Annotated in this window: 17 protein-coding genes and 1 pseudogene; 13 read left to right on the forward strand and 5 right to left on the reverse strand. The window is 59.6% G+C overall.

What is annotated here, in order from left to right; genetic code table 11:
* The first annotated feature begins 18 nt into the window (after positions 1-18).
* The 3 genes from AC6CHY_RS19575 (at position 19) to AC6CHY_RS19585 (ending at position 3,569) form a co-directional block, all read left to right on the forward strand.
* Positions 19-561, forward strand: coding sequence for an HtaA domain-containing protein (locus tag AC6CHY_RS19575; protein WP_498227970.1), 543 nt, complete (start codon positions 19-21; stop codon positions 559-561).
* Between the two features lie 375 nt (positions 562-936).
* Positions 937-2,391: an aldehyde dehydrogenase gene (locus AC6CHY_RS19580; protein WP_498227972.1), complete on the forward strand. Its 1,455-nt coding sequence runs from the start codon at positions 937-939 to the stop codon at positions 2,389-2,391.
* An 89-nt stretch (positions 2,392-2,480) separates the two neighbouring features.
* Complete coding sequence (locus tag AC6CHY_RS19585) at positions 2,481-3,569, forward strand: alcohol dehydrogenase catalytic domain-containing protein (protein WP_498227974.1); 1,089 nt, start codon at positions 2,481-2,483, stop codon at positions 3,567-3,569.
* Between the two features lie 961 nt (positions 3,570-4,530).
* Here the strand turns inward: AC6CHY_RS19585 and AC6CHY_RS19590 are convergent.
* Both AC6CHY_RS19590 and AC6CHY_RS19595 read right to left on the reverse strand, forming a co-directional pair.
* The gene (locus tag AC6CHY_RS19590) at positions 4,531-5,922 is read right to left on the reverse strand and encodes an amidase (protein WP_498227976.1); all 1,392 of its coding nucleotides are present in this window, start codon (positions 5,920-5,922) and stop codon (positions 4,531-4,533) included.
* 198 nt (positions 5,923-6,120) lie between these two features.
* Positions 6,121-7,620, reverse strand: a complete 1,500-nt coding sequence (locus AC6CHY_RS19595) for a peptide MFS transporter (protein ID WP_498227978.1) — start codon at positions 7,618-7,620, stop codon at positions 6,121-6,123.
* Between the two features lie 189 nt (positions 7,621-7,809).
* On the opposite strand from AC6CHY_RS19595, the gene AC6CHY_RS19600 reads away from it, so the two are divergent.
* From AC6CHY_RS19600 to AC6CHY_RS19625, 6 genes are all read left to right on the forward strand, one after another.
* Positions 7,810-8,547, forward strand: coding sequence for a TetR/AcrR family transcriptional regulator (locus AC6CHY_RS19600; protein ID WP_498227980.1), 738 nt, complete (start codon positions 7,810-7,812; stop codon positions 8,545-8,547).
* A 27-nt stretch (positions 8,548-8,574) separates the two neighbouring features.
* Positions 8,575-9,834: a flavin monoamine oxidase family protein gene (locus AC6CHY_RS19605; protein WP_498227982.1), complete on the forward strand. Its 1,260-nt coding sequence runs from the start codon at positions 8,575-8,577 to the stop codon at positions 9,832-9,834.
* Positions 9,835-10,508: 674 nt separating this feature from the next.
* Entirely contained in the window at positions 10,509-11,855 is a 1,347-nt protein-coding gene (locus AC6CHY_RS19610; RefSeq protein ID WP_498227984.1) for a hemolysin family protein, read from the forward strand.
* Complete coding sequence (locus AC6CHY_RS19615) at positions 11,852-12,895, forward strand: hemolysin family protein (protein WP_498227986.1); 1,044 nt, start codon at positions 11,852-11,854, stop codon at positions 12,893-12,895. The genes AC6CHY_RS19610 and AC6CHY_RS19615 overlap by 4 nt, the downstream gene beginning before the upstream one ends.
* Positions 12,896-13,264: 369 nt before the next feature.
* Positions 13,265-14,287, forward strand: a complete 1,023-nt coding sequence (locus tag AC6CHY_RS19620; protein WP_498227988.1) for a TerC family protein — start codon at positions 13,265-13,267, stop codon at positions 14,285-14,287.
* A 101-nt stretch (positions 14,288-14,388) separates the two neighbouring features.
* Positions 14,389-14,727 (forward strand): hypothetical protein, encoded by a 339-nt coding sequence (locus tag AC6CHY_RS19625; RefSeq protein ID WP_498227990.1) that lies wholly within the window; start codon positions 14,389-14,391, stop codon positions 14,725-14,727.
* Positions 14,728-14,833: 106 nt separating this feature from the next.
* On the opposite strand, the gene AC6CHY_RS19630 is transcribed toward AC6CHY_RS19625, so the two are convergent.
* Both AC6CHY_RS19630 and AC6CHY_RS19635 read right to left on the reverse strand, forming a co-directional pair.
* Positions 14,834-15,937: a zinc-binding dehydrogenase gene (locus AC6CHY_RS19630; protein ID WP_498227992.1), complete on the reverse strand. Its 1,104-nt coding sequence runs from the start codon at positions 15,935-15,937 to the stop codon at positions 14,834-14,836.
* A 113-nt stretch (positions 15,938-16,050) separates the two neighbouring features.
* A complete protein-coding gene (locus AC6CHY_RS19635) occupies positions 16,051-17,316 on the reverse strand; it encodes an MFS transporter (RefSeq protein WP_498227993.1) in 1,266 nt (421 codons plus the stop codon).
* Between the two features lie 199 nt (positions 17,317-17,515).
* On the opposite strand from AC6CHY_RS19635, the gene AC6CHY_RS19640 reads away from it, so the two are divergent.
* Positions 17,516-18,994 (forward strand): aldehyde dehydrogenase family protein, encoded by a 1,479-nt coding sequence (locus AC6CHY_RS19640; RefSeq protein ID WP_498227995.1) that lies wholly within the window; start codon positions 17,516-17,518, stop codon positions 18,992-18,994.
* Between the two features lie 19 nt (positions 18,995-19,013).
* On the opposite strand, the gene AC6CHY_RS19645 is transcribed toward AC6CHY_RS19640, so the two are convergent.
* A complete protein-coding gene (locus AC6CHY_RS19645) occupies positions 19,014-19,742 on the reverse strand; it encodes a GntR family transcriptional regulator (protein ID WP_302263676.1) in 729 nt (242 codons plus the stop codon).
* Positions 19,743-19,801: 59 nt separating this feature from the next.
* Here AC6CHY_RS19645 and lhgD point away from each other — a divergent pair, with 59 nt between their 5' ends.
* The 3 genes and pseudogenes from lhgD to pyk form a co-directional block, all read left to right on the forward strand.
* Positions 19,802-21,052: an L-2-hydroxyglutarate dehydrogenase gene (lhgD, locus tag AC6CHY_RS19650; protein ID WP_498227997.1), complete on the forward strand. Its 1,251-nt coding sequence runs from the start codon at positions 19,802-19,804 to the stop codon at positions 21,050-21,052.
* A 528-nt stretch (positions 21,053-21,580) separates the two neighbouring features.
* On the forward strand, positions 21,581-21,994 hold the full coding sequence (locus tag AC6CHY_RS19655; RefSeq protein ID WP_498227999.1) for a hypothetical protein: 414 nt from the start codon (positions 21,581-21,583) through the stop codon (positions 21,992-21,994).
* Positions 21,995-22,232: 238 nt separating this feature from the next.
* Positions 22,233-23,294 (forward strand): annotated as a pseudogene (gene pyk, locus AC6CHY_RS19660) (pyruvate kinase); the annotation flags it as partial.

The raw sequence follows: 23,294 nt of genomic DNA on the forward strand, positions 1-23,294 counted from the left end.
AGAAGGAAGGTTTCCGAGATGGATCAGGCAATGCAGCACCTTGGCATTATGGAATACAACGAAACGACGTTCCCGGGAACGGCGCGGAGCGTGGTTTGGGGCGTCAAGGAGTCGTTTCGAACGTACTTCGAAAGACTCCCGGACCATGTCTACTCGCTTGCCGGGGGAACTTCGAGGAACGCCGACGGCACGTTCAGCTTCCCCGGAAGATCGCAGCGCGAATTGTTGGCCGGCGGCTGGCTCTTGTCGTTTACTGGCACGTTGACCCTGACCGCTCATCACGGGGCGTTGTCCGTGACACTCGCGGAGCCGGAAATACTGCTTGGCGATGATGGGCGGGGAACCCTGTCTGCGATTGTGGACGAGGAGAACGAGGAGCCGATCCGCATGGCTATTGCAGAGCTGCAATTCACCGGTATGACCGGCGGCCTTGAAACTCCGCAGGCCAACTATTCGGCGGTCCTGGCGACCGACGGTCAATACCTCTTCATGGGGAACTACTTTGCTGGCGACCCCTTGGATCAGGTGGCGATCCAGTTCGAGGGTTCAACGGGGTCATGATCTGGCCGTCGGCGTGGGCACGAGTTATGTCTGCGCCGACGATCACGCCCATCCGGACGCTCCGTGATGAATGAGGGCCCGGGGGCCGCCCCACTTTCGAGGGCTGAATAGTCCACTGGCGGCCACCGTGCTTGAAGTCACGGCCCATGAACGCTAAAGTAAAAGTGTTGCACAGTTCCACAGATCACTTTGGCTTTTGTGGGTGCAGCCGCTCCTTCGGTCCCGAGATGACCGCTTCCTGGATCCAGTTCGCACCCTCCACTGCCATACGCGCGATCCGCGCTACAGACGCTGGACCAGAGCTTCAACAATAGCTCCAAGCCATTGGCAACGAGTGGGGCATACACACACCACAGAAACGGCAGGAAATTCGCAATGACAACCATTGAATACGACCGTCTTTACATCGGCGGGGAATGGGTTTCCCCATCGGACGCATCGGTGATCGACGTGCGTTCACCTGCAACCGAAGAACTTGTTGGTCGCGTTCCGAACGGGCGGAATGCCGATATCGACCGGGCGGTCGAGGCGGCCCGCGCAGCCTTTGACGACCCGAATGGATGGCCAAGGTGGGACCCCGAGAAACGAGCCAAGGCGCTGCTCCGATTCGCATTCGCCCTGGAGAGCAGGGGGGCCGAAATGGCACGTCGGGTGACAATCCAAAACGGCATGCCAATCTGGCTTTCCGAAGCGTGGGAAGCGAACAATCCCGCAACGCTCTTGCGCTACTACAGCGATCTGATCGTGGAACAGGACGATGAATTGCGGCAGGGCATCAAGGGAAAGCAGACCCTTGTCACACGCGAGCCGCTCGGCGTGGTCGCGGCAATCGTTCCGTGGAATGTCCCCCAGGGAATCACGTTCCTCAAGCTCGCCCCGGCGTTGGCCGCCGGATGCACGGTCGTGTTGAAGCCTGCTCCCGAAACCGTGCTCGATGCCTTCCTGGTGGCCGAAGCGGCGATTGAGGCCGGATTGCCCGCCGGCGTGCTCAATATCGTCCCTGCCGCCGGCGAAACCGGTAGTTACCTGGTGCAGCACCCCGGAATCGACAAAGTATCGTTTACGGGATCGCCTGAGGTGGGACGGATGATCGGAGAAACATGCGGAAGGCTCCTGCGTCCGGTCACCTTGGAACTCGGAGGCAAATCCGCGGCCATCGTTCTTGACGACGCCGACCTCCCGGGCAACATCGAGAAGTTATTCGCATCGACCATGGTGAACAACGGCCAGGTATGTTGGCTCTCGACCAGGATCCTGGCGCCGCAAAACCAATATGACAAGACGGTGCAGCTCGTCACGGACATGGTGTCCGGGTTGCGTGTGGGAGATCCCTTGGACCACGACACCAAGATTGGTCCGCTGGTTTCCGAAAAGCACCGGGAGCGAGTTGAGGGGCTGGTTGCCCGGGGCATTGCACAAGGCGGACGGTTAACCACCGGAGGAAAGCGACCCAAGGGCTTTGATCGAGGCTGGTTCTTTGAGCCCACCGTGTTCGCGGACGTTGGCCGCAAGGATCTCTTGGCGCAAAAGGAGATTTTCGGTCCTGTGCTGACAGTCATCCCTTATTCTGACGAACAAGACGCCATTGAAATTGCCAACGATTCCGACTACGGCCTGGCAGGCAGCGTCTGGACCTCGGACGACGAACGCGGACTTCGGGTCGCTCGACAGGTCAAGACCGGAACCATCGGCATCAATGGATATGCCACGGACCCGGTAGCACCCTTTGGTGGCGTGAAATCCAGCGGTCTGGGCCGCGAGCTTGGACCGGAAGGCCTAAACCACTACCAGGCTCTCAAATCGATCTTTCTCAACCGCCCAAACGCCTAGCGCATTCCATGGCGATGCAGAGCCTCTCATCGCCGACAGCCCATGATCTCCAGCATCCTGCTGGTCACCCGCCCTTCCGAAGGAAAATGATGAAAACCGCAGTAGTACATTCACCAGGCGCTGGTTTTGTGATCGAGCAAGTCAGCCTGGATTCACCGCACGGCAACGAAGTAGTGGTCGACATCAAGGCCGTAGGCCTATGCCACTCCGATCTCACCATGGCAGGATCCGACCTTGGATTCGCGATGCCTGCCGTATTCGGCCATGAAATAGCAGGCGTCGTCAGGGAGATTGGTGCAAACGTCCGGACGATATCGGTCGGCGACCATGTGGTGGGTGCACTCATCCGTTTCTGCGGTGAATGCGAGCGGTGCCTGTCGGGGCAGTCCTACTACTGCCGAAACTCATACCGAACAGAACGATCCGCCGACCAGCGCCCCCGAATCACCAGCGCCGCCGGTCCGATCAACCAAGCGTTCGGCTTGGGCGGTTTCGCCGAGCAGGCACTCATCCACGAGAACCAACTGGCTCGTGTCCCGAAGGACCTCCCTTTCCACCACGCAGCACTTCTGGGATGCGGCGTCATCACGGGCGCGGGAGCCGTACTGAACACAGCCAAGGTCGGCCGTGGCGAGACAATGGTTGTTGTCGGGGCGGGTGGCGTCGGATTGAACGCAATCAGCAGCGGAGTGATTGCTGGAGCTTCCGAGATCGTCGCCATTGACGTCTCCGATGCGAAGCTCGACCGCGCCAAGGATTTCGGAGCGACAGCCACGATCAATTCCGGCAACCAGGATCCTATCCGGGCCCTGCGCCAGGTTCTTCCGCAAGGAGCCGACTACGTCTTTGACTTCGTTGGCTCCCAGGTCGTAGCACAGCAGGGACTCGAGATGCTCTCCTATGGAGGGGGGCTCTACTTGGTCGGAATCGGCGGAAAAGACGTCTCCATCAATGTGGACGCGATGTCGTTCATGCGGAACCGGAACCGCCTTGAAAGTGTATATATGGGGTCAGCCAACTTGAAGGTGGACGTTCCGTACTTTGCGGGCCTGGCCTCACGGGGTCTTCTTCGTTTGGACGAGCTGGTGACCGAGACAATTGCCTTGGAACAAATCAATGAAGGCTATCAGCGACTCAAAGACGGGAACGTCGCAAGAATCGTCGTGACGAATCCTTGACTTGAAGTTTCCACGATTGCATTTTTGGATCGTGGAAACTGGCGCGGGGGAAACATGATGGAAGCTGTGGAATAGATTCGTTGCCCGGCTTCGGCTGCCGTCTAGCGCGTCGTGCTTCCGAAGGTTTCACGTAGGAGACGTCCCCCTCCGACGGTGCGATGCACAGCAAATTGGACTGTCGGATTTCTGGCGGGTGGATGATGCCTGGGGGTTCGGGCTATGGGACAGGAGCGGAGCGAGCGCTTCCAGCCGGGGGTGGAGGATTGTTCGGAAATGCCATCCCCAAGAGGCCACCGGACGGGATTACAGGCCCCCGCGTCCGCGCCTAACCCCAAGGTGTGCGGCCGTGGGGGGCGTTTTGAAGCCGCACTGGTTGCGGGCCCCGCGTCCACACACCCGCCAGGTTCCGTTCCGCCCTTGTTCCCGCTTGCCGCTGCCGGCGATCGTGCACACGCTCGCAATCGTCGTGGGTTTCGGCGTAGTTCCCCATGGTCCAAGAATCGCCGACCGGGCCCATCTGTTTGGTGGGCCAGTTTTTCGGCATTTACCACGAGTATGCGTCTTGGGCAGGAGCGAACTTTTCACGATGGCCTAGGCGTGGCCACCGCTGTTGGGAACCCATGTTCCCAGGACCAACAACCCACGCTACAAGGATCTAGGTAGGCTAACTGCCAGATTCTTGACGCCAGGGTGTCGCGCTGGACCATCGGCTTGCGCGATCCCCCCATTCAAGGATGACCGCCCAATAAGTACTCCCGGAACAAGGTCACCGCTGTCCGTTTATCTACTGAAGACTGGCTTGGATGGGGCTGGTTGGCAAGATGCTGCCACTGCGGCCGGGACTGGCTCGTTTCGTTGTCGACCTGTTACGGCAGGGGTCGGCTTCTGGCACGTCCGCCCGGGCAGGGCCCCAGCAAGTTGCGACGGCCTCATCCCCGGGATGCCTTGAATTGAGGTAGGACTACTGGCCCGCCAGCCTGGGCCAGGTTGGACGTGCCAGGAGGGATTCTATGGCCCTACCGACGTTGAAGACCGTTGCCTCGTCGTAGGGGTGGCCCACTACCTGCACACCTGTGGGAACCCCGTTGTCCGCAAGTCCGCTGGGAACTCCCAGTACCGGGCAGCGGTTGGCAATGTTGAAGGGGCTGGTTAGGTGTCCCTCCCAATAGTGGCCCAGATGCCGATCGCCGACTTGGATTCCATCTAGGTAATCCCCATCGGCAGCAAGCGAGGCCACGGCGGAAGTGGGACACAGCAGCACATCGAATCCTTCCATGGCGGTTGCCAGCTCCGCTTGGATTCTCCGGTCGAGTTCCAATGAATCCACGAGGGTGTGCCGCTGTCCTGCCTTCCGCGCATCAGCCATGAACTTGCGCGTATATGCGGCCAGATGGTTCTCGGTGCCCGTGGTTTCGGCCTTCATGGCCGGTCCCAGGATGTGCCCGAAGTGGGCGAAGACCGTCTCCATGATTTGCTCCGTGGTCCATGGCAGCTCCACGGGAACGACGACTGCGCCTGCAGCTTCCAGTGCACCGGCCACTGCCAAGGTCTTGGCCAAGATCTCCGGGGCCACCTGGTAGTTGCCCAGCGTGGTGGACAGGGCAACCCTGAGACCTTGGACCGAAGCTGGCCCGGCCCCGAAGCCGGTGCCCGCCCGCCCACCTGTTGCCGGACCCCATGAGCCGTGGTCGGCGCGATGCCTGCCGGACATGACCGCGGCCAGCAGTGCCGTGTCGGCAACGGTGCGTGCCATCGGGCCATCGCCACGGTACCAGTCGGCTGCCAGCGGACCCGCGCCGGGTACTCGTCCGTAGGGTGCCTTGTAGCCGACGGTGCCGGTGAAGCCGGCCGGGATACGGGTGGAGCCGGCGATGTCGCTGGCAGTGGCCAGTGTGGTCATCCCTGCTGCGAGGGCTGCGCCGGCCCCACCGGAGGATCCTCCCGGGGAACACTCCAGATTCCACGGATTGCGGGTGGTGCCCCACATGGGGCTGTGCGTGACCGTGGCGCAACTGAACTCAGGTGATGTGGTGCGGGCGTGGATGATGCCCCCGGCCGCCCGGATGCGTTCGATGACCGGGTGGTCCCTCTCGGCGATGCGCCCACGGTGGGCGTACAAGCCTTGTTCGATCCGGTGCCCGGCCAACGCATGCTTTTCCTTGGTCGCGACCGGCAGCCCGAGCAGTGCTCCTGGCTCATCCCCGGTTCTGGCGCAGCGTGCGTATTCATCGGCGGCGGCCCGGGCCTGCACCATGGCTTCGTCGAGGAGCAGTTCGGTGAACGCGTTGATGCCGGTATCCCGGTCCCCATTGACGGTCTCGATGCGTTGGACGATGCTGGCCAACAGTTCCACGGGGGAAAGCTGCAGCGATCGGAATGCTGCGCGGGCGCTGCAGGCATCAAGATATGCCACGTTCCCGACGTCACTCGCAGTGTCATTAATCCCGCCGACGGCGCTTTTGCCTAAAGCGGCGATCTGGGTTGGCTTGGCCTTATTTTTCAACGGGTACCTTCATCATGTGTGAGTCGAATCGATGGGATTTGTGTGTTCTTACTTCCCGGTGAGACCTGCGTTGATTGCTCCTTCGATGTGTGTGGAGAAGAAACGCAGGGCAAGGCCCAGTGCGATGGCGATGACGGCGATCATCCCCAGATACACGTTCTCATTCATGGTGGAGTAAATCTGGCCTAGAAGTCCGGACAAGGACGATCCCGCGGCAAGTGCCAGGAAGATCAAGGCGACAAGTTGCGACTTGTATTTTTCCGGTGCGATGCGTGTTGCCAAAGACAGTCCGATGGGACCGACCATGACCTCGGAAATCCCGACGATGACCATGAACAACAACATCACGAGCAGAGGAATCCGGGTTCCGGAGACCATGGACGCGCCGAGCAGCACGAGGTAGCCGACTCCAATCTGGAGCATGCCGAACGAAAAATTGTTTGCTGCCCCGGGCTGTCGAGCGCCCATCCCGCTCCACATCCGGGCGATCAGCGGGGTGGCCAGAACGGCGGCAAGTGGTCCCATGGTGGTGACCCATGCTGCGGGGAAAGTCCAGGAGCCGAGATTGAGATCCACTCGCTCGGTGATGATGATGGCGATGGTGGTGAAGTTCTGGAACAGGAACCCAAAATAGAGGCCGCTGCACACGAACAGGGGGATGAAACCTCGAAGGCGTACCTTTTCTACGGGGGTGACGACCTTGGAGGAGAGCATGATGGTGAAGTAGATGGCAGAAGCAGCGACAATGGTCAGCGCAGTGGCATTTGCCATGTTTGCGCTATTGAGAAGGCCACTGGACCATGCGAGGTAAATCAGGACGGCGATTGAGGCAATGACCAGCAGCGGCTTGCCGAGGTTGCGTGGTGGCAGGGGATTGCGGACCAGTCCGGATTGGGCCGGAAGTTTTCGCATGCTCACCATGTACTGGATGAGGGCGGCAATCATGCCGATGGCTGCGAGCCCAAAGCCCAGGTGGAAACCGGCGGTGCTTTGTGCGAAGCCGGTGGCCAGAGGACCGATGACGGCACCGATATTGATTGCCATGTAGAAGTAGGAGAAACCTGCGTCGCGTTTGGACTGGTCGGATTCCAACAGAAAACCGACGATTGAGGTGATGTTGGTTTTCAAGGCTCCCGTGCCCAGAACGATGAGGCCCAATCCCGTGGCCAAACCCACGAGCCCGGGAAGGAAAGCCAAGGCCACGTGTCCGAACGTGATGACAACCCCACCCCACAACACCATTTTTTTTGGAGCCAGAACCCGGTCACCCATCCAGGCCCCGAAGATTTGGGCCAGATACACGGCGCCACCATATGCACCGACAATGCTGACCGCAGTGGTTGGGCCAAGGTTCAACCCTCCTTCTTCAATCGAGTAAAGAAGGTAGAACGCGAGGATGCCCTGGAGACCGTAGAAACTAAATCGTTCCCAGAGTTCGGTAAAGGCCAGCCCACTTAGCCCCGCCGGTAGGCGACTGGTCCGGGGGGCACTGCCCCGGGGTGCGGAGTGTGGCACACCGGATGCGGTGCGTTGGTCGGTGGTTTTCATGGGAATTCACCTTGGGTTGAGAAGGTCGGAGGAAAGGCCGCGTGGATGATGCCGGACACAGGGTCCTGTAATCCAAGCCACATACATGAAACCATGAGTAAATGTCTTGGTCAATGGCATTGACTAAGATGACGTTGAGCCCTTTAATGGAATGATCGATCTCTCGACGGACCCTAGCAAGGAGTTTTTATGGAGATGAAGGATGAATTGGCGCGGACTAAACTCCCGCGGGGAGCCCTCTCCGAACGAATGATCGCGCAGCAAGCCCTCCGCTTGCTGGACAGCGCGGGAGCCAGCGGTTTCACCCTGCCCTCGCTTGGGCGCGCCCTGGGCGCAGACCAGACGGCCGTATACCGTCACTTCTCCGGGAAAGACGAGATTATTCTGGCCGTCGCTGACTTACTGCTCGAGGAGGTGCTAGCGGGCTTCGCGCCTTCCGAATGCTGGAGAACAACCCTGGCTGACCTCAGTCGCAGAATGCGTGATGTCTACAAATTGCATCCCGCTGCAGGTTCGCTCTCGGCTTCCCGAACCACGGGCAGAGAAGGCGAAAAGAAGGTGGTGGAGGTTTTCCTGGCCGCCATACTCGATGCCGGCTTTAAGGATCGCGAAGCTGCGCTGTATTACCGTGTCGCCGCCGACTTTTCATTGTTCTGGGCAGGTGGGCACGCCAGCTACCTCTCGCTTGACCCCTCACGACAGCTGAACGATGAAACTTCATGGTCGCGCGAGTACTTCAATGCCGACCCCTCCATCCACCCTCATACGGCGGCAATCCGCGGACACCTGGTAGAAGTCGGTTTTGATGAGATTTTCGAAGCAGCATTGACCTTGATGCTCGACGGCATCAACGCACGGGCAACCAAGCCTTGCCAATGCCCTATCTCCGCCAAGCCACCCACGGACGCACGCCGAGCCCGAACGTAAACACCAATCATCGTGTAGGAGCAATTTGTGACCAACAATTCAGAACCACCCCTGGACGTAATCATTGTCGGAGCGGGTGTGGCCGGCCTTTGCGCTGCCCGCACGCTCAAAGACCGCGGGTTGGAAGTCCTCGTACTGGAGGCACGCAACCGCATCGGCGGGCGCGTCCTGACCTCTCGCGGTGATCAACACCGCCCCATCGAACTCGGCGCCGAAATGCTCCATACCAACGGCAACCCACTGCTGGAAGTGTTCGCAGCAGCCGGGGTGGATACGCCCTATGTGGGGGGTACCCGCACGCTACCTGCAGACTTCCACGCCCGCCTGAAACTGGTCCTCGAGGATGCGCCCGCACCGGCCAACGGACAATCGGTCAGCACATACCTAGACCAGTTCCCTTCCGGGACAGAACGAAACCTCATGGAAGAAGCCTTTGAGGCACAGCTGGGCCGTGAAGCGCACCGGAAAACGAGTGCCTCCGATGCAATCAATGAACTGAAACTCGAACTCGAACACGGAGAATTCATGGGAGTCAACAACTCCCGGGTACCGCAGGGGCTTGACCAAATCACACAGCTACTCGCCAGTGATTTGCAGGTACAGACTTCAACACGGGTTGAACGCATTGCACTAATCGACGACGGCGTCGAAGTCAGCGCAAAAACCGCAGACTCTACCCAGATTTTCCGGGCTGCCCGTGTTGTCGTTAGCCTGCCACTTGGAGTTCTAAAGAACAACGACGTCCAATTCGTTCCGCCGCTGCCCGAGCGCACGGTTCGAGCGATCCACGAAATGACAAGCTTGGATATAGTGAAGGTTCTCTTTGGTTTTGACGGGAACGTGTGGTCCGGCGAGGACGATATCGTGCACTGTGAATCGGGGGCACTGAGCTCCATTTGGAATTCGACGTTCGAGGGTGCTCCGACCGACCAAACAGTCCTCGTGGCGTGGGCTGTGGGCGACAAGGCACGACGGCTTCTCGAGATGCAGAATCCCGATGTCATGGACGAAACGCTGGAAGAGGTCCGTAGGCAACTGGGCAACCCCCACCTCGTGCCAAGCTTTTCCGCATACCACTCGTGGATGGGGGATCCCTTCGCACGCGGAGCCTACAGCCACCTTCCACCCGGGGCTGCACCGGATTCGCGGCGTCGATTGTCCCAAGCCATCGAAGATAGAATTTTTTGGGCCGGTGAAGCAACTGCGCAGTGGCGTCCCCGCACGGTCCAGGGAGCGTATCTATCCGGTCTGCGGGTTGCCGATGAGATCGCACAGGTAAACGCGTAGGGATGATCGCGTGGCATGAATGGCCCGATAAGTAGTATCCGAGCGCTGGGATGGGCCTTCAACACGCTTCAGAAGTCGTCCGATTGATTTACGGATCGGACAACTTCGGCCAGGCATGTTAATCGCAGCACCAATTGGCCGGGACCTGTCAGCGACATGTGGCCAGGTGACGGAAGATTTTCCCTGCAACCCAGTGATTCTCATGCTTGAGGCAATCACAATACGGCTAGAAATCCCCCTTGCCCCCATGATCCAACGGCTTGTCGCTAAGAATCGCCGGTCTTCTTCATGGGCTGCCATGCGTGTGAAACCGAGCAATTTACCGCGGCTTTTCACAGTATTCAACGGTCTGATTTTTGGTGCCAGGGTGTCGCGGTGGGGGATCCTTGGTCGCGGCACTCAATCCGCCTGAATCTGAAGGTGTGCAGGAGGCGCGTAGCAGGATAGAGATGTGTATATGCTGTGAAAACGTGGGGTATTTGGCAAACAAGCTCCGCTTCCTTCCGAAAGTGATCCTGGTCTGCTGGATAATCAGTCGAAGTATTTAGGCCGTAGGAAGATACTCCGGCCAGAAAGGAATGATGGACTCTCCAAGCGGCAGTCAATATCACAGTCCAAGCCCTCTGCTGGGCGAGCACGCCCCAGGGATGCATCACGGCAGGGGGTGCAAATAGATGGAGTGGATATCACTGCTTCTGGCCATCATCCTGATCTTCGGATGTGGCCTGTTCGTCGCCGCGGAGTTTTCCCTGATCACGGTCAGCCGAAATGAAGTCAAGGCGGCCGCTGCCGCCGGTGACAAGCGTGCAGTCGGTGTGCTCAAGGGGATGGGTACCCTCTCGACCCAGCTCTCCGGCGCCCAACTGGGCATCACCCTGACCAACCTGGGCATCGGCTTTCTTGCCGAGCCCGCCATCGCGGCGCTGGTCGTTGGACCACTGCAGTCCGCCGGGATGCCCGAAACGGCGGCTCGATCGATTTCCATCGCGCTGGCGTTGGTCATCGCCACCATCTTGACCATGGTCTTTGGTGAGTTGGTCCCCAAGAACCTCGCCATCGCCAAGCCCTTCGCCACGGCTAAGGCCGTGGTGGGTTTCCAGCGCGGGTTCAGCGTCGTGACCGGGCCCCTTCTGTATTTCTTCAACGGCAACGCCAACTGGATCGTGCGCCGTTTCGGCATCGAGCCAAAGGAAGAGCTGGCATCGGCACGGTCGGCCGAAGAACTGGTGGCATTGGTCGGCCACTCGGCGCGTGAAGGGGTGCTGCCGTCGGAAACGGCGGAAATGCTCCGGCGCACCGTGGCCTTTGGCAACCGCCGTGCACATGATGTCATGACTCCGCGAAGCCGGATGGTTTCGGTCACCGCCGACCAATCCGTCGACAGCATCTTGGCCTTGGCCGCCGAATCCGGTCATTCCCGGTTCCCCCTGCTCGATGCCCAGGGTCATCGAGCAGACGGGCTCGTACATATCCGCACCCTCTTGGGGGTGCCCCACGCCCGGCGTTCCACCACCCCGGTGGGCGCATACGTCGAAACAGCTATCCTGGTTCCCGACACCATCGAATTGGATGAGCTGATGGATCAATTGCGCGGCGGCGGCATGCAAATGGCAGTGCTGATCGATGAAACCGGTGATATCGCCGGGCTTATCACCCTCGAGGATCTTGTCGAGGAAATTGTCGGCGAGGTTCGCGACGAGCATGACCCCGAGGAAAACACCGTTCAGATCCTCGCGGAGAACCACTGGCTCCTGGATGCCTCCCTGCGCCCGGATGAGGCCAACGATCTGATCGGCTGCGAGATTCCGGAGAATTCCGACTACGAAACCCTCGCCGGTCTGGTCACCTTGCATCTGGGCCGTTTAGCTTCCAGGGGGGACGCTGTCACGTTGGTCGTACCGGGATTGCCCGGCCAACTGCGGAAACAGTTGCTCTTCACTGTCAATGAGGTCCAAGGCGCGCGAATCGCCGCCTTGGACGTGGTGGCCACCGAACTCGATGACCTGGAGGAAACCCGATGAGCGATGTGGCTGGAATCGTTGTCACCCTCGTGCTGTTGGCCGCGAACTTCTACTTTGTGGGAGCAGAATTCGCGTTGATCTCCGCGCGCCGCAGCATCATCGAACCGCAGGCTGAACGCGGGAGCCGCAGCGCCAAGATGGCGTTATGGGCCATCGAAAACGTCTCCCTCGTCATGGCAGGCGCGCAGCTGGGCATCACCGTGTGTTCACTTGCTCTGGGATACGTCACCAAACCGTTGGTGAAGTACGCGGTGGCCGGTCCCTTCGAGGCGATCGGCATCCCGGCCTCGTGGATCGACCCCCTGTCCTATGCGATCGCACTCGCCCTGGTGACCTACCTGCACGTCGTATTTGCGGAAATGGTGCCCAAGAACATGGCCCTTGCCGGACCCGAACGGATGGCCCTGGTCTTGGGTCCAAGCATGGTGGTCCTGGTGAAGATCCTGCGCCCTGTCCTGTGGCTGATGAACAGCATGGGCAACCTGGTGCTGCGCGGTATGGGCGTTACCCCGAAGGATGAAGTTGCCAGCACCTTCACCCGGGACGAAGTGGCCAGCATGGTCGCCGAATCCCGCGAAGGCGGACTCCTTGACCACCACGATGAACGCCTGCTGATGGGGGCTTTGAGCTTCGATGCCCGCACCATCGGTTCGGTGGCCATCGACTTCGCCCGGGTCCAGACGCTGCCGCGGGATGCATGTGCGGCAGATGTCGAAGCAGTAGCCGCACATGGCTTCTCGCGCTTCCCGTTGACCGATCCCACCGGCGCCCCGGTGGGTTACGTTCACATCAAGGATGTGTTGGGACTGGACCCAGGGGCCCGCATCCTCCCCTTGGAAGACGATGTCGTGCGGGCCTTGCCCGAATTCATGGCCGACCAATCCGTGCGTCCGGCGTTGCAGGCCATGCAACGCAATGGTGCCCACCTCGCCCTGGTGCGAGACACGGCAACCGGAACAATCACCGGAATGGTGACCCTGGAGGACATGCTGGAAGAACTAGTCGGGCAGATCCGCCACGACAGCAACACCGCACTCTAGTCACGGCAACGGAGGGGTGGCCATCATTTCGGTGGCCACCCCACTGCATGCTCCAGCGCCGTTCCCCACCCGCGTCCTGGTGGAATCCCGAATACCTGCCCAAAACCGGATCGTGGACTCCCAACTAGCCTGTCGTGAAGGCTCCACAGTCGCCAAGAATTCGCTGGGTAAATCCTGAATCTTGGACTCATGGCATCAACGACCGGTCGGCGATGTTGTAGTCTGATTTGTATCAAGGGGAGTACTCCCGTTCGCGATCGGTCCGTCAATACGTATGCATTGGTGCATCCCGGGCCATCGGCTCTGAACTGATCAGAGCGGAGGAGACCTTGGCGTCATGTCCACGCCATATCCCTTTGGAGTACCCTCATGCAGGTATCACCCCTGATCTGGATCATCACCATTGCCGTGACGATCGTCTTCTTCGTTTACGAATTCTTCGTCCACGTGCGCAAGCCCCACGAGCCGTCCATCGGTGAATCCGCCCGATGGTCGGTGTTTTACATCAGCCTCGCACTGCTGTTCGGTGTCGGTATCGGCGCGCTCTCGGGATGGGAGTACGGGGGTGAGTACTTCGCCGGTTACCTCACCGAAAAGGCACTGTCGATCGACAACCTCTTTGTTTTCCTGCTGGTCATGGGTGCGTTCGCCGTACCGAAGATCTACCAGCAGAAGGTGCTGATGGTAGGCATCATCATCGCGCTGGTGCTGCGTGGCATCTTCATTGCCGTCGGTGCGACGCTGATCGAGAACTTGTCCTGGATCTTCTACGTCTTCGGCGCCCTGTTGCTCTTGTTGGCCTACCGCCAGGCATTCTCAAACCACGAAGGCGATCCGGCCAACAACCGGTTCATGCGCTTCATACGCCGCCACTTGGCGGTGACCGATGAGTACCACGAAGACAGGCTCACCGTGAAGAAGGACGGCAAGCGGTTCGTTACCCCGATGCTGCTCACCATCATCGCCATCGGGTTCGTCGACTTGATCTTCGCTGTCGACTCGATCCCCGCCATCTACGGGCTCACCGACCAGGCCTACATCGTCTTCACGGCGAACGTCTTTGCCTTGATGGGGCTACGCCAGCTGTTCTTTCTCATCGGCGGCTTGCTGGAGCGACTGGTCTACCTCTCCCAAGGCCTTGCCGTCATCCTGGCGTTCATTGGCGTGAAGCTCGTCTTCCACGCACTGCACGTCAATGAGCTTGCCTTCATCAACGGCGGGCAGCCGCTCCTGTGGATCCCCGAAATCCCGATCTCCTTCTCCCTCATCTTTATTGCCGCCACGATCACCGTGGCCACCGTCGCGAGCCTGTTCAAGACCCGCGGAAACCAAAAGCGTCCCGCTGCACCCGCACCGAGCGACCCCTCCACCACGAAGGATGACTCCAAATGAGCATGTTCGCCAAACATACAGGCCTCTCCCAGTAAGCCCTGGACAAGTCCGGTACGACGAATCAGCCCCAAAGCGCCGGCCAGAAAGACTGGTGTGCGATCGTGCGCACTGCAGCAGAAGCCGATACCCTGACCGGCGACGGACGCGCCACCGAGGCTTCTGCCAGCCGTCGGCCAGCTTCCCCCGAGACGTATCGTGCACAGTCGCACCGCTCCGATTCGCGTGTTCCATCCGAGGAGATCAGCAAGGCTGACCGGGCGGCCATCGCGCGCTACGATTACCTCCTGGAAACAGCCGATCCGCACCAAAGAGAGCAGATGCACCGCGAAGCCTTCGAATGCCTGACCCCGGCCCAGCGGGATCAAATCCAGCAGCGGATACGCACGGAACTTCCCATCAAGGACCATTCCCGAACCTCCGGTGCCGATGACCTGGCCTGAACCGCCATAGCCCTGCCGGCAGCGGCTCTGCTGGGGACAGAATGAGGGCGTTCGCACGTTGGCATGCGAACGCCCTCATTTCATTTTTCCCTGGCCCTACTTCTGGTTAGTTCCCTGTCTGAGGTCTTAGGGCGGCCTTTGTAACCGCGCCTGATGCTACATCGGCAAGTGCTTCGTTCACGTTCTCCAAGTCGTATACGGAGAGTATGGAAGCCAGATCGTGATTTTTGACCAGCTGCGGTAGTGATTTCACGTACTTGACGTAGTGTGCCGGCGAGAAGCCCCAGGATCCGAACATCTTGAGCTGCTTCTTGGTGATCAGGTGGGGGTTGATCGGAGTGGGGCCGTGATCCGTGTATTGCCCGAGCACCAGTACCTGGGCGTTTGGCCGCGCCAGGTCTATGGATTCGGCCACAGCGGATGGTATACCGGCGCATTCGATTACGACGTCTGCTCCCTGGCCGGCAATCTCGTGGAAAGCTGCAAGACGTGCTTCGGCAGTCGGATAGGTATCCATATCGATCGCGATATCCGCAGCCCCTATCTTCAAAGCGACCTCAATACGCGAGGTTGGGCCACCCAGGATGATGACCTGGGCGGCACCCATGGCCTTGGCGTACATGGCCGAAGCCAGACCCACCGGCCCGGCTCCCTGGACCGCGACGATCGAACCGGGTTCGATCCTAAGGTTTTCAACGACACCATGGATGGCGGTTGGTCCCGCGCAGCCTAGTGTGATTACCTCCTCGAAGCTGACGGAGTCCGGCAGCTTGATGATGGTCGTACCTGCTTCTAGGGATATGGTTTCTGCCCAGCCACCTTGAAGGTGTGGTGCATCCGAGGCTTTGCGGTTGATGCCGTAGATCTTGCGGTTGAGGCAGAGCGTAGGTTCTTTCAGCACAAGGCATTCGTAGCAGCTGCCGCAGGGAATGTTGTTGGCCCATACAACGCGGTCGCCAACCGACAGTGGTTGGCCCTCAACGTCGGTGGTTAGTCCCTCGCCAAGTGCCCGGATATGGCCGACTCCTTCGTGTCCCATGGCCAGTGGCAGTGGCACGGAAAGGTGCCCGGTGCGCAGGTGGACATCGGTGCCACAGATTCCGCCGAGCGCAACATCCACCAGGGCGCCACCGGGCGCTGCGGAGGGCATTGGATACTCCTGCAACTCGACCGATTCATTGAATTCTTTCAACACAGCCACTTTGGGCATGGAACTACTCCGTTCTTGGGGCCATTGTCAGGTTTATTTTTTCCTGAAAGGCCCGCTGTCCATTAATTTGATTCTTGTAAGCGTATCGTCCGACGATTGCGCCTTCGCGGCTGTTAGTCAGCCGAGACGGAAACGGCGTCGGCTTCCTGCGGGCTGCGGGGATCCTTGGCCCTGCGAGCCAGAGCAATTGCCACGAATCCAATGGCCGCGGCGACGGCAATGTACGTGGCCACGGCCGTGGAAGAGCCGGTATTTTGCATCAGGTACGCGGCGATGAACGGAGCAGGAGCCGAGGTGATGATTCCACCGAGTTGATAAGCCAGAGAGCTACCGGTAAAGCGAACTTCGGTCTGGAAAAGTTCAGGGATGAAGCTGGCCACAGCTGAATAGGCGGTTGCGTGCGCAATGGGCAGAGCCAGGATCATCGCAGCAAGAGCGCCCATCGGTTCCCCGGTGTTGACAAGCCAGAATACCGGGTAGATCAGAAGGGCGACCAGGGCGGCACCGGCCAGCATGACGGTTTTCTTGCCAATTCGATCGGCGAGCATTGCGACCAGCGGGATGGTGAAGACCTGGATGCTAGCCGCGATGATCAGGGCCATAAAGACGGATTCACGGTTGAGTCCAACGTGAGCGGGACCGTAGCTGAGCAGGTAAACGGAAGAGATGTAGAAGATGATGTTCGGTGATGCCAACGTCAGGGTGCCGAGGACTAGTGGCCACCATGCGGTACGCAGCAACTCGAAGAGTGGAACTCGAACTTCACGCTTTTCCGACTTCATCTTGAGGAATTCCGGCGACTCCGTGATCCGCAAGCGGATGAACAATCCAACGACGATCAAGAGGGCCGAAATCCAGAAGGGTACCCGCCACCCCCACGCATGGAAGGAGGCTTCGTCCATCTGCTGCATCAGCAAGAAGATGGTGGAGGAAAGGACCAGTGCAGCAGGGACGCCCGACTGGGTCCAAGATGCGTAGAAGGCCTTCTTGTTCTTCGGCGCATGTTCCAGAGCCATAAGGACCGCGCCTCCCCATTCGCCGCCGACGGCCAATCCTTGGAGGAAACGGAGTACGACTAGGAGAATCGGGGCCCAGATGCCAATGGCGTCGTAGTTAGGCAAGAATCCGACGAGGAAAGTGGAGACACCCATCAGTATCAGGGACCACACGAGAATGGTCTTGCGGCTAACCTTGTCACCGAAGTGACCAAAGAGGATGCCACCAAAAGGGCGGGCGATAAAGGCGACGGCAAAGGTGGCGAGCGCTGCCAGGGTGCCGGCTGCGGGTGACAACTGGGGGAAGAACTGGTCATTCAGAACGAGGACCGCGGCAGTGCCGAAAATGTAGTAGTCGTACCATTCGATGGTGGTACCGATCATTGAGGCGGCTGCTACGCGTCTCGCCTTAAGGCGATGCGTTTGCGCAACGTTGGGCATGTATTACTCCGCTCGGGGGTGACAGGGTCAATAAATATGTACTTTAAGTCACACCAATACTTGCTTGCATGTAACATGTATGTCAAGAACTACGCCGAACCCAGTGTGAAATACGCAACCTAGTATAGAAGGAAGATGTCATATGACCGATGCTCCATGGAAAACGATTACCGGGAAGCTTGGAGAGATCGAGGTTCCGCTGGGGCTGTACATCGATGGTGAATGGCGGGCAGCGGAGGGGGAAAAGGTCTTTTCCGTGCAGAACCCGGCAGATGAGACCGAGATTGCGGCCGTTTCCGATGCCAGCACACACGATGCGCTCGATGCCCTGACCGCGGCGACCGCTGCCCAGGAGGCGTGGGGAAGCACCACGACGCGCCACCGTTCCAATATTCTTCGCAAGGTCTTCGAGCTGCTGGTCCAGCGCAAGGAGGAAATTGCTTGGGTGATGTCGGCCGAAATGGGCAAGCCACTCACGGAGGCGCGTGGCGAAGTCCAGGTGTCGGCGGATTACTTCCAGTGGTTCTCGGAGCTGGTCACGCAACAGCAAGGCACCTACACAGAGTCGCCCACCGGCGGCTTCAAAATCATCACCACACGCCAGCCGGTCGGTCCTTCCTACCTGGTCACACCATGGAACTTCCCGCTCTTCATGGGCGCGCGCAAGGCAGCTGCGGCACTGGCCGCCGGGTGCACGATTGTCATCAAGCCCGCCGCACTGACCCCATTGGTGACCCACATGTTTGTGCAGGTCCTACACGAGGCCGGGCTTCCAAAGGGCGTGGTTAACCTTGTCACCACGAGTTCGTCGTCCAAGCAGTCGCAAGCCCTGATGTCGCGCACCGAACTGAAGAAGGTCAGCTTTACCGGCTCGACGGCAGTTGGCGTCACCCTGCTCAAGCAGGCGGCGGACAACGTGATGGCTACGTCGATGGAACTGGGCGGAAACGGCCCGTTTGTCGTTCTTTCCGATGCGGATGTGGAAGAGGCTGCCGCGGGTGCAGTGGTAGCGAAGTTCCGCAACGCCGGGCAGGTTTGCGTTGCCGCGAACCGCATCATCGTGGAGAAATCCGTGGCTCCTGCCTTCCGGGAAAGCTTTCTTGCCAAGGTTGCCGAGCTCCGGGTCGGAGCAGGTACAGAAGACGGGGTCAATGTCGGACCCTTGGTCGATCAGAAGCAACACAACAGCGTGCAACAGCTTCTCAGCGACGCGGTGGCCGAAGGAGCGGAGATCATCTTCGGTGGCGAGTCGGCCAAGGGGCCAGGCTTCTTCATTAACCCCACGGTGGTCGCGAACGCTGGTCTGGACTCGACCATCGCCACGAGTGAGATTTTCGGTCCGGTTGCCTCCATCTACGAGGTCGAAGGCGACGACGCCGCGCTTGACCTGGCCAACCAAACGCCCTTCGGCCTGGTTTCCTACGTCTACACGCGGGACGTGAGCAAGGCGATCAAGGCCGCTGAGCGACTCGACAGCGGTATGGTCGGCGTCAACCGCGCCGTGGTGGCCGATCCGGCGGCACCGTTCGGGGGGATCAAGGCTTCGGGCTTTGGCAAGGAAGGTGGGCACGCGGGCATCGAAGAATACCAAATCGAAAAGTACATCGCGCTCAACATCTGACCTGCAAGGGGAGCCGGAGTCAGAGGACACCTCTGCTTGGCTCGGACAACCAGGCGAATGAATGTTCGATGTCCGCCATAGCGAATTCGGGACGATTCTGGGTTTCCTGGTGAATCAGAATCCGCGCGGTATTCGTGATGTGCCTGAACACCGCACGTTCAACCGCCTGAGCATTGCCTTCTCGATAGCCGCTGATGATGTCGGCATGGTCATCGAAGCATTCCCTGGCAGAACGGGAGGTGGGGACGGTCCCGACGCCGGTGCTGAGAACAAAATCACGTTGTTCTTGAAGCATGATCAAGGCCTTTTCATTCCCTGAGCCGGCGAGCAAAGTTTGGTGAAAGTCTCTGTCCGCGCGCAGCACCGCGTCAGGATCACCTGACTCGGCAGCTGCCCGAAATTTTTCCACAGAGGATTCGAATTGAACAGAAGAGAAATGGTTCTTTCGCATGGTTGCCAGCCGAGACAATGGCACTTCAAGCATCACCCTGATCTGGAAAACCTGGATCAAGGTCTCCACTGACGTATTGAGGACACGAAATCCTTTCTTGTCTTCGATACGTACCATGCCACGACGCGCGAGTTCCATGAGTGCCTCGCGGACCGGGGTGCGGGAAACGCCCAACTTAAGGGCGACCTCTGATCCCGTGTACAGCTGGCCGGGAATGAGTGAACCCTGGACGATTTCCAATCGGATTGAATCGACAGCTTGCTCAGTCAGGGTTGCGTTGCGATTGACGGATTCCATTTACCTATTATCCCAATTCAAGTAAGAGCCAAGACACATTCACAAGGAGAGACGTAGCAATGTCTACATATTCGTTCGGCGTCGTAGGCGCCGGAATAATCGGTGCGGCAGTGGCGAGAGAACTGACACTCCGCCACCCGGGCGCGCAGATCACCGTTATCGACAAGGCAAGCGAAGTCGCGTCCCACCAGACTAGCCACAATTCAGGGGTCGTCCACGCCGGTTTGTACTACCAGCCCGGAAGCCTCAAAGCCCGGCTGTGCAGGCGTGGCGTCGACCTACTGCGCGACTACGCAGTTGCCAAGAACGTTCCCTACGAGGAGTGCGGAAAGCTCGTCGTAGCGCTCACCGCTGAGGAAGAGCGCAGGGTTCGAGATATCTACGCTAAGGCCATGGCCAACGGCGTACCTGATGTCGAGCTCATCGGACCCGAAAAGATCCGGGAAATTGAACCCAACGCCGTCGGACGCTTGGCACTGCATTCCCCGCACACCGCCATCATCGACTATGCGGCCGTTACGCGCGCACTGATCGACGACGTGACCAACGCGGGAGGGAAGCTCCTGCTGGACAGCGAGGTCACAGACATCTCCAATACCGGGGAAGAATGCACCGTGACCGTAGACCGCAATGGGCAGCTAACGAGGCACCGGTTTGATTACCTCGTTGTTTGCGCCGGCCTCCAGACTGACCGGGTCGCCCGTCTCGCGGGAGGGGCAACGTATCCCAAGATCGTTCCATTCTTCGGCCAGTACTCGATGCTTGCTTCGGAACACCGGAGCATCCTCAACGGACTCGTGTACCCGGTTCCTGACCCCGCATACCCGTTCCTCGGCGTACATCTCACCAAGCGAGTCGATGGCGAAATGCTGGTTGGCCCGAATGCGTTTCTTTCGTTTGGACGAGAGAACTACAAGGGCTGGGGCATCGGGATCAAGGACAGCCTCGACGTGGTGTTCAGCGTAGCCTTCTGGAGGTTTGCATCACGGAACATCAAGGCCGCCATCCATGAATTTGGCGCAGTGATTTCTCGCAAAAAGTTCCTTGCGGGCGCAGCCGCCTACGCCCCGAGCTTGGACGGAGCACAGTCCACCCCAATTACCCGCGGAATCCGCGCGCAGGCGATGGATGAAAACGGACAGTTGGTGGATGACTTCGTGATCGAGCAATTGGGTCGAGTCACCGCGCTGAGAAATGCTCCCTCTCCCGGTGCGACATCTGCGTTGGCCATTGCTGAGCATCTCGCCCAAAAAATCGATGAAACTTTGTCTAAAGTTACAGACGGCGTGCCGAAGAGCGACGCTCACTAACCTAGGGGTTTTACCGTGGTGCAGGAAACCGCTGATTTCCGTTTTTTGGGATTCAGCGGTTTCCTGATCTCTGGATCGTCGTTCACACCGTGGTCGCTGGTTTGAGTGCCGGGCTCCACACCTTTCGCTCGTTGTTCCCTTCTTGCGTCAGGCAGAAGGGCTGCCGATTCAAGCGGCAAGGGTGTCTGTGGCGCCATTGCCGCTTGAAGCATGTGAGGAGGAGGGCTATGCCCGGCGTTTCATTTTCGTCGCTAAAGACGCTAAATGACATCCCCCGCCATGAAAACGACAGACTAAGAGAACAGACATCCCCTTCACCTTTCCCCGGAGCAGGCGATTGAACAACCTAGCCACATTCCCTATGAGATCCTGGCGGGATTGAACGCGCTTTTCCAGATAAATAGAGGAGCAAACGCATCGCAGCGGGGCTGCTCTCCCGGATGGGGGCAGGCTCCACGCTGTACGTGGCCTCGGCCATGCTGTCGGAGTCCCACAACAACAACGCGCCCAAGTAAGGAGCCCACTCGCATGCGCGCAGCCGATGGACGGTTCTGGTCCAAGGTCATCAAGGGACCGCGTCCTGAGGGCTGCTGGTTCTGGGTCGGAGCGATCAGTGACGACGGATACGGCAGGTTCACCGTGAACCGGGACGGACATACCAGGGCGGTGCGCCCGCACCGCTACGCCTACTGGCTGGCGACAGGTGTGTGGCTCGATGATATGCCCTCGTTGATGCATGACTGCGACGAACCACTGTGCATCCATGCCAGTGCGGATCCCGGTTCGCATCTGGTGCCGGGGAGCCACCGGGAGAACATGCTCGGCCGGATCAAGAAGAGGCGCCACAGCAATGGAACGGGCTTGCGCTATTGGGGCGTTGGCCGTGTCGCCCAATCAGACAGGTCACGGCGATTGCGTGACGAGTTGCTGGCCAACGGATAGAACCAGGAACGGATCGCGGCGATACGCTTCAACCACGACCCGGACACCCCACCCTGTTCTAGGCTTCCCAAGGTTCGGAATCCGTCGCGGCGGAAGCAGGGGCCGGCTGGTACTTCTCGCTGAGCTCGATGACCGCCCTGGATAGTTCCCGCGACCCCGAGCTTTTGGCGGCGCTACTGACGGAGCTCGGAAAACAAATATCCTCCACCGTTACCCCGCACAAGGACAGCATCCATTCATGAGACGCGCCAAGAACGTTGCCACGTTCGGTCCCGCCATCGACAGCTACGCTGCCACACTCGCCGACCTGGAAGCGGGTGTCGACATTGCCCGGTTGAACATGAGCCACGGTGAGCACGACGTGCACGAGCAGACATACCTCAATGTGCGCAAGGCCGCAGAAGAATTGAACCGGCCCGTTGGGATCTTCGCCGACCTCCAGGGACCGAACATCCGGCTCGGGCGGTTCGCCAAGGGACCACACCACCTCGCCGCGGGACAGCGGTTCACCATCACCATTGACGACATCGAAGGTACCGCCCAGATCTGTTCCACCACCTTCAAATGATTGCCCGGCGAAGTGAGTCCCGGCGACATCCTGTTGGTTGACGACGGGAAGGTCGCGCTGCGCGCGACCTCGGTCACGGACACCGATGTGGTGACCGAGGTCGTGGTGGCGGGAACCGTCTCCAACAACAAGGGGATCAACCTTCCCGGCATGGCCGTCAGCATCCCCGCCCTGGCCCCCAGGGACGAAGAGGATCTGCGTTGGGCGCTGCGCACCGGCGTCGACATGGTCGCCCTGTCCTTCGTTCGGGATGCGGCCGACATCCGCCGGGTCCACGAAATCATGGATGAGGAAGGCAGACGCACCCCCGTCATAGCCAAGATCGAAAAGCCCCAGGCCGTGGCCGCTCTGGAGGAAATCATCGACGCCTTCGACGCCATTATGGTTGCCCGCGGCGACCTCGGGGTGGAGCTACCCCTGGAGGAGGTGCCCTTGGTGCAAAAACGCGCCATCGAGCTGGCACGGCGACGGGCCAACCGGTCATCGTCGCCACCCAGGTGCTCGAGTCCATGATCGAGGCCCCCACACCCACCCGGGCTGAGGCCTCGGACTGCGCCAACGCCGTGCTGGACAGTGCGGACGCGGTCATGCTTTCGGGTGAAACCAGCGTGGGCAAGTATCCGATCGAAACGATCCGCACCATGGCCAAAATCATTGAATCCACGGAGGACCACGGGCTCGAGCGCGTGCCCGCGCTGGGCACCATTCCGAAGACCCAAGGCGGTTCCATCA

It is taken from the genome of Paeniglutamicibacter sp. GQ140 (assembly GCF_059759235.1).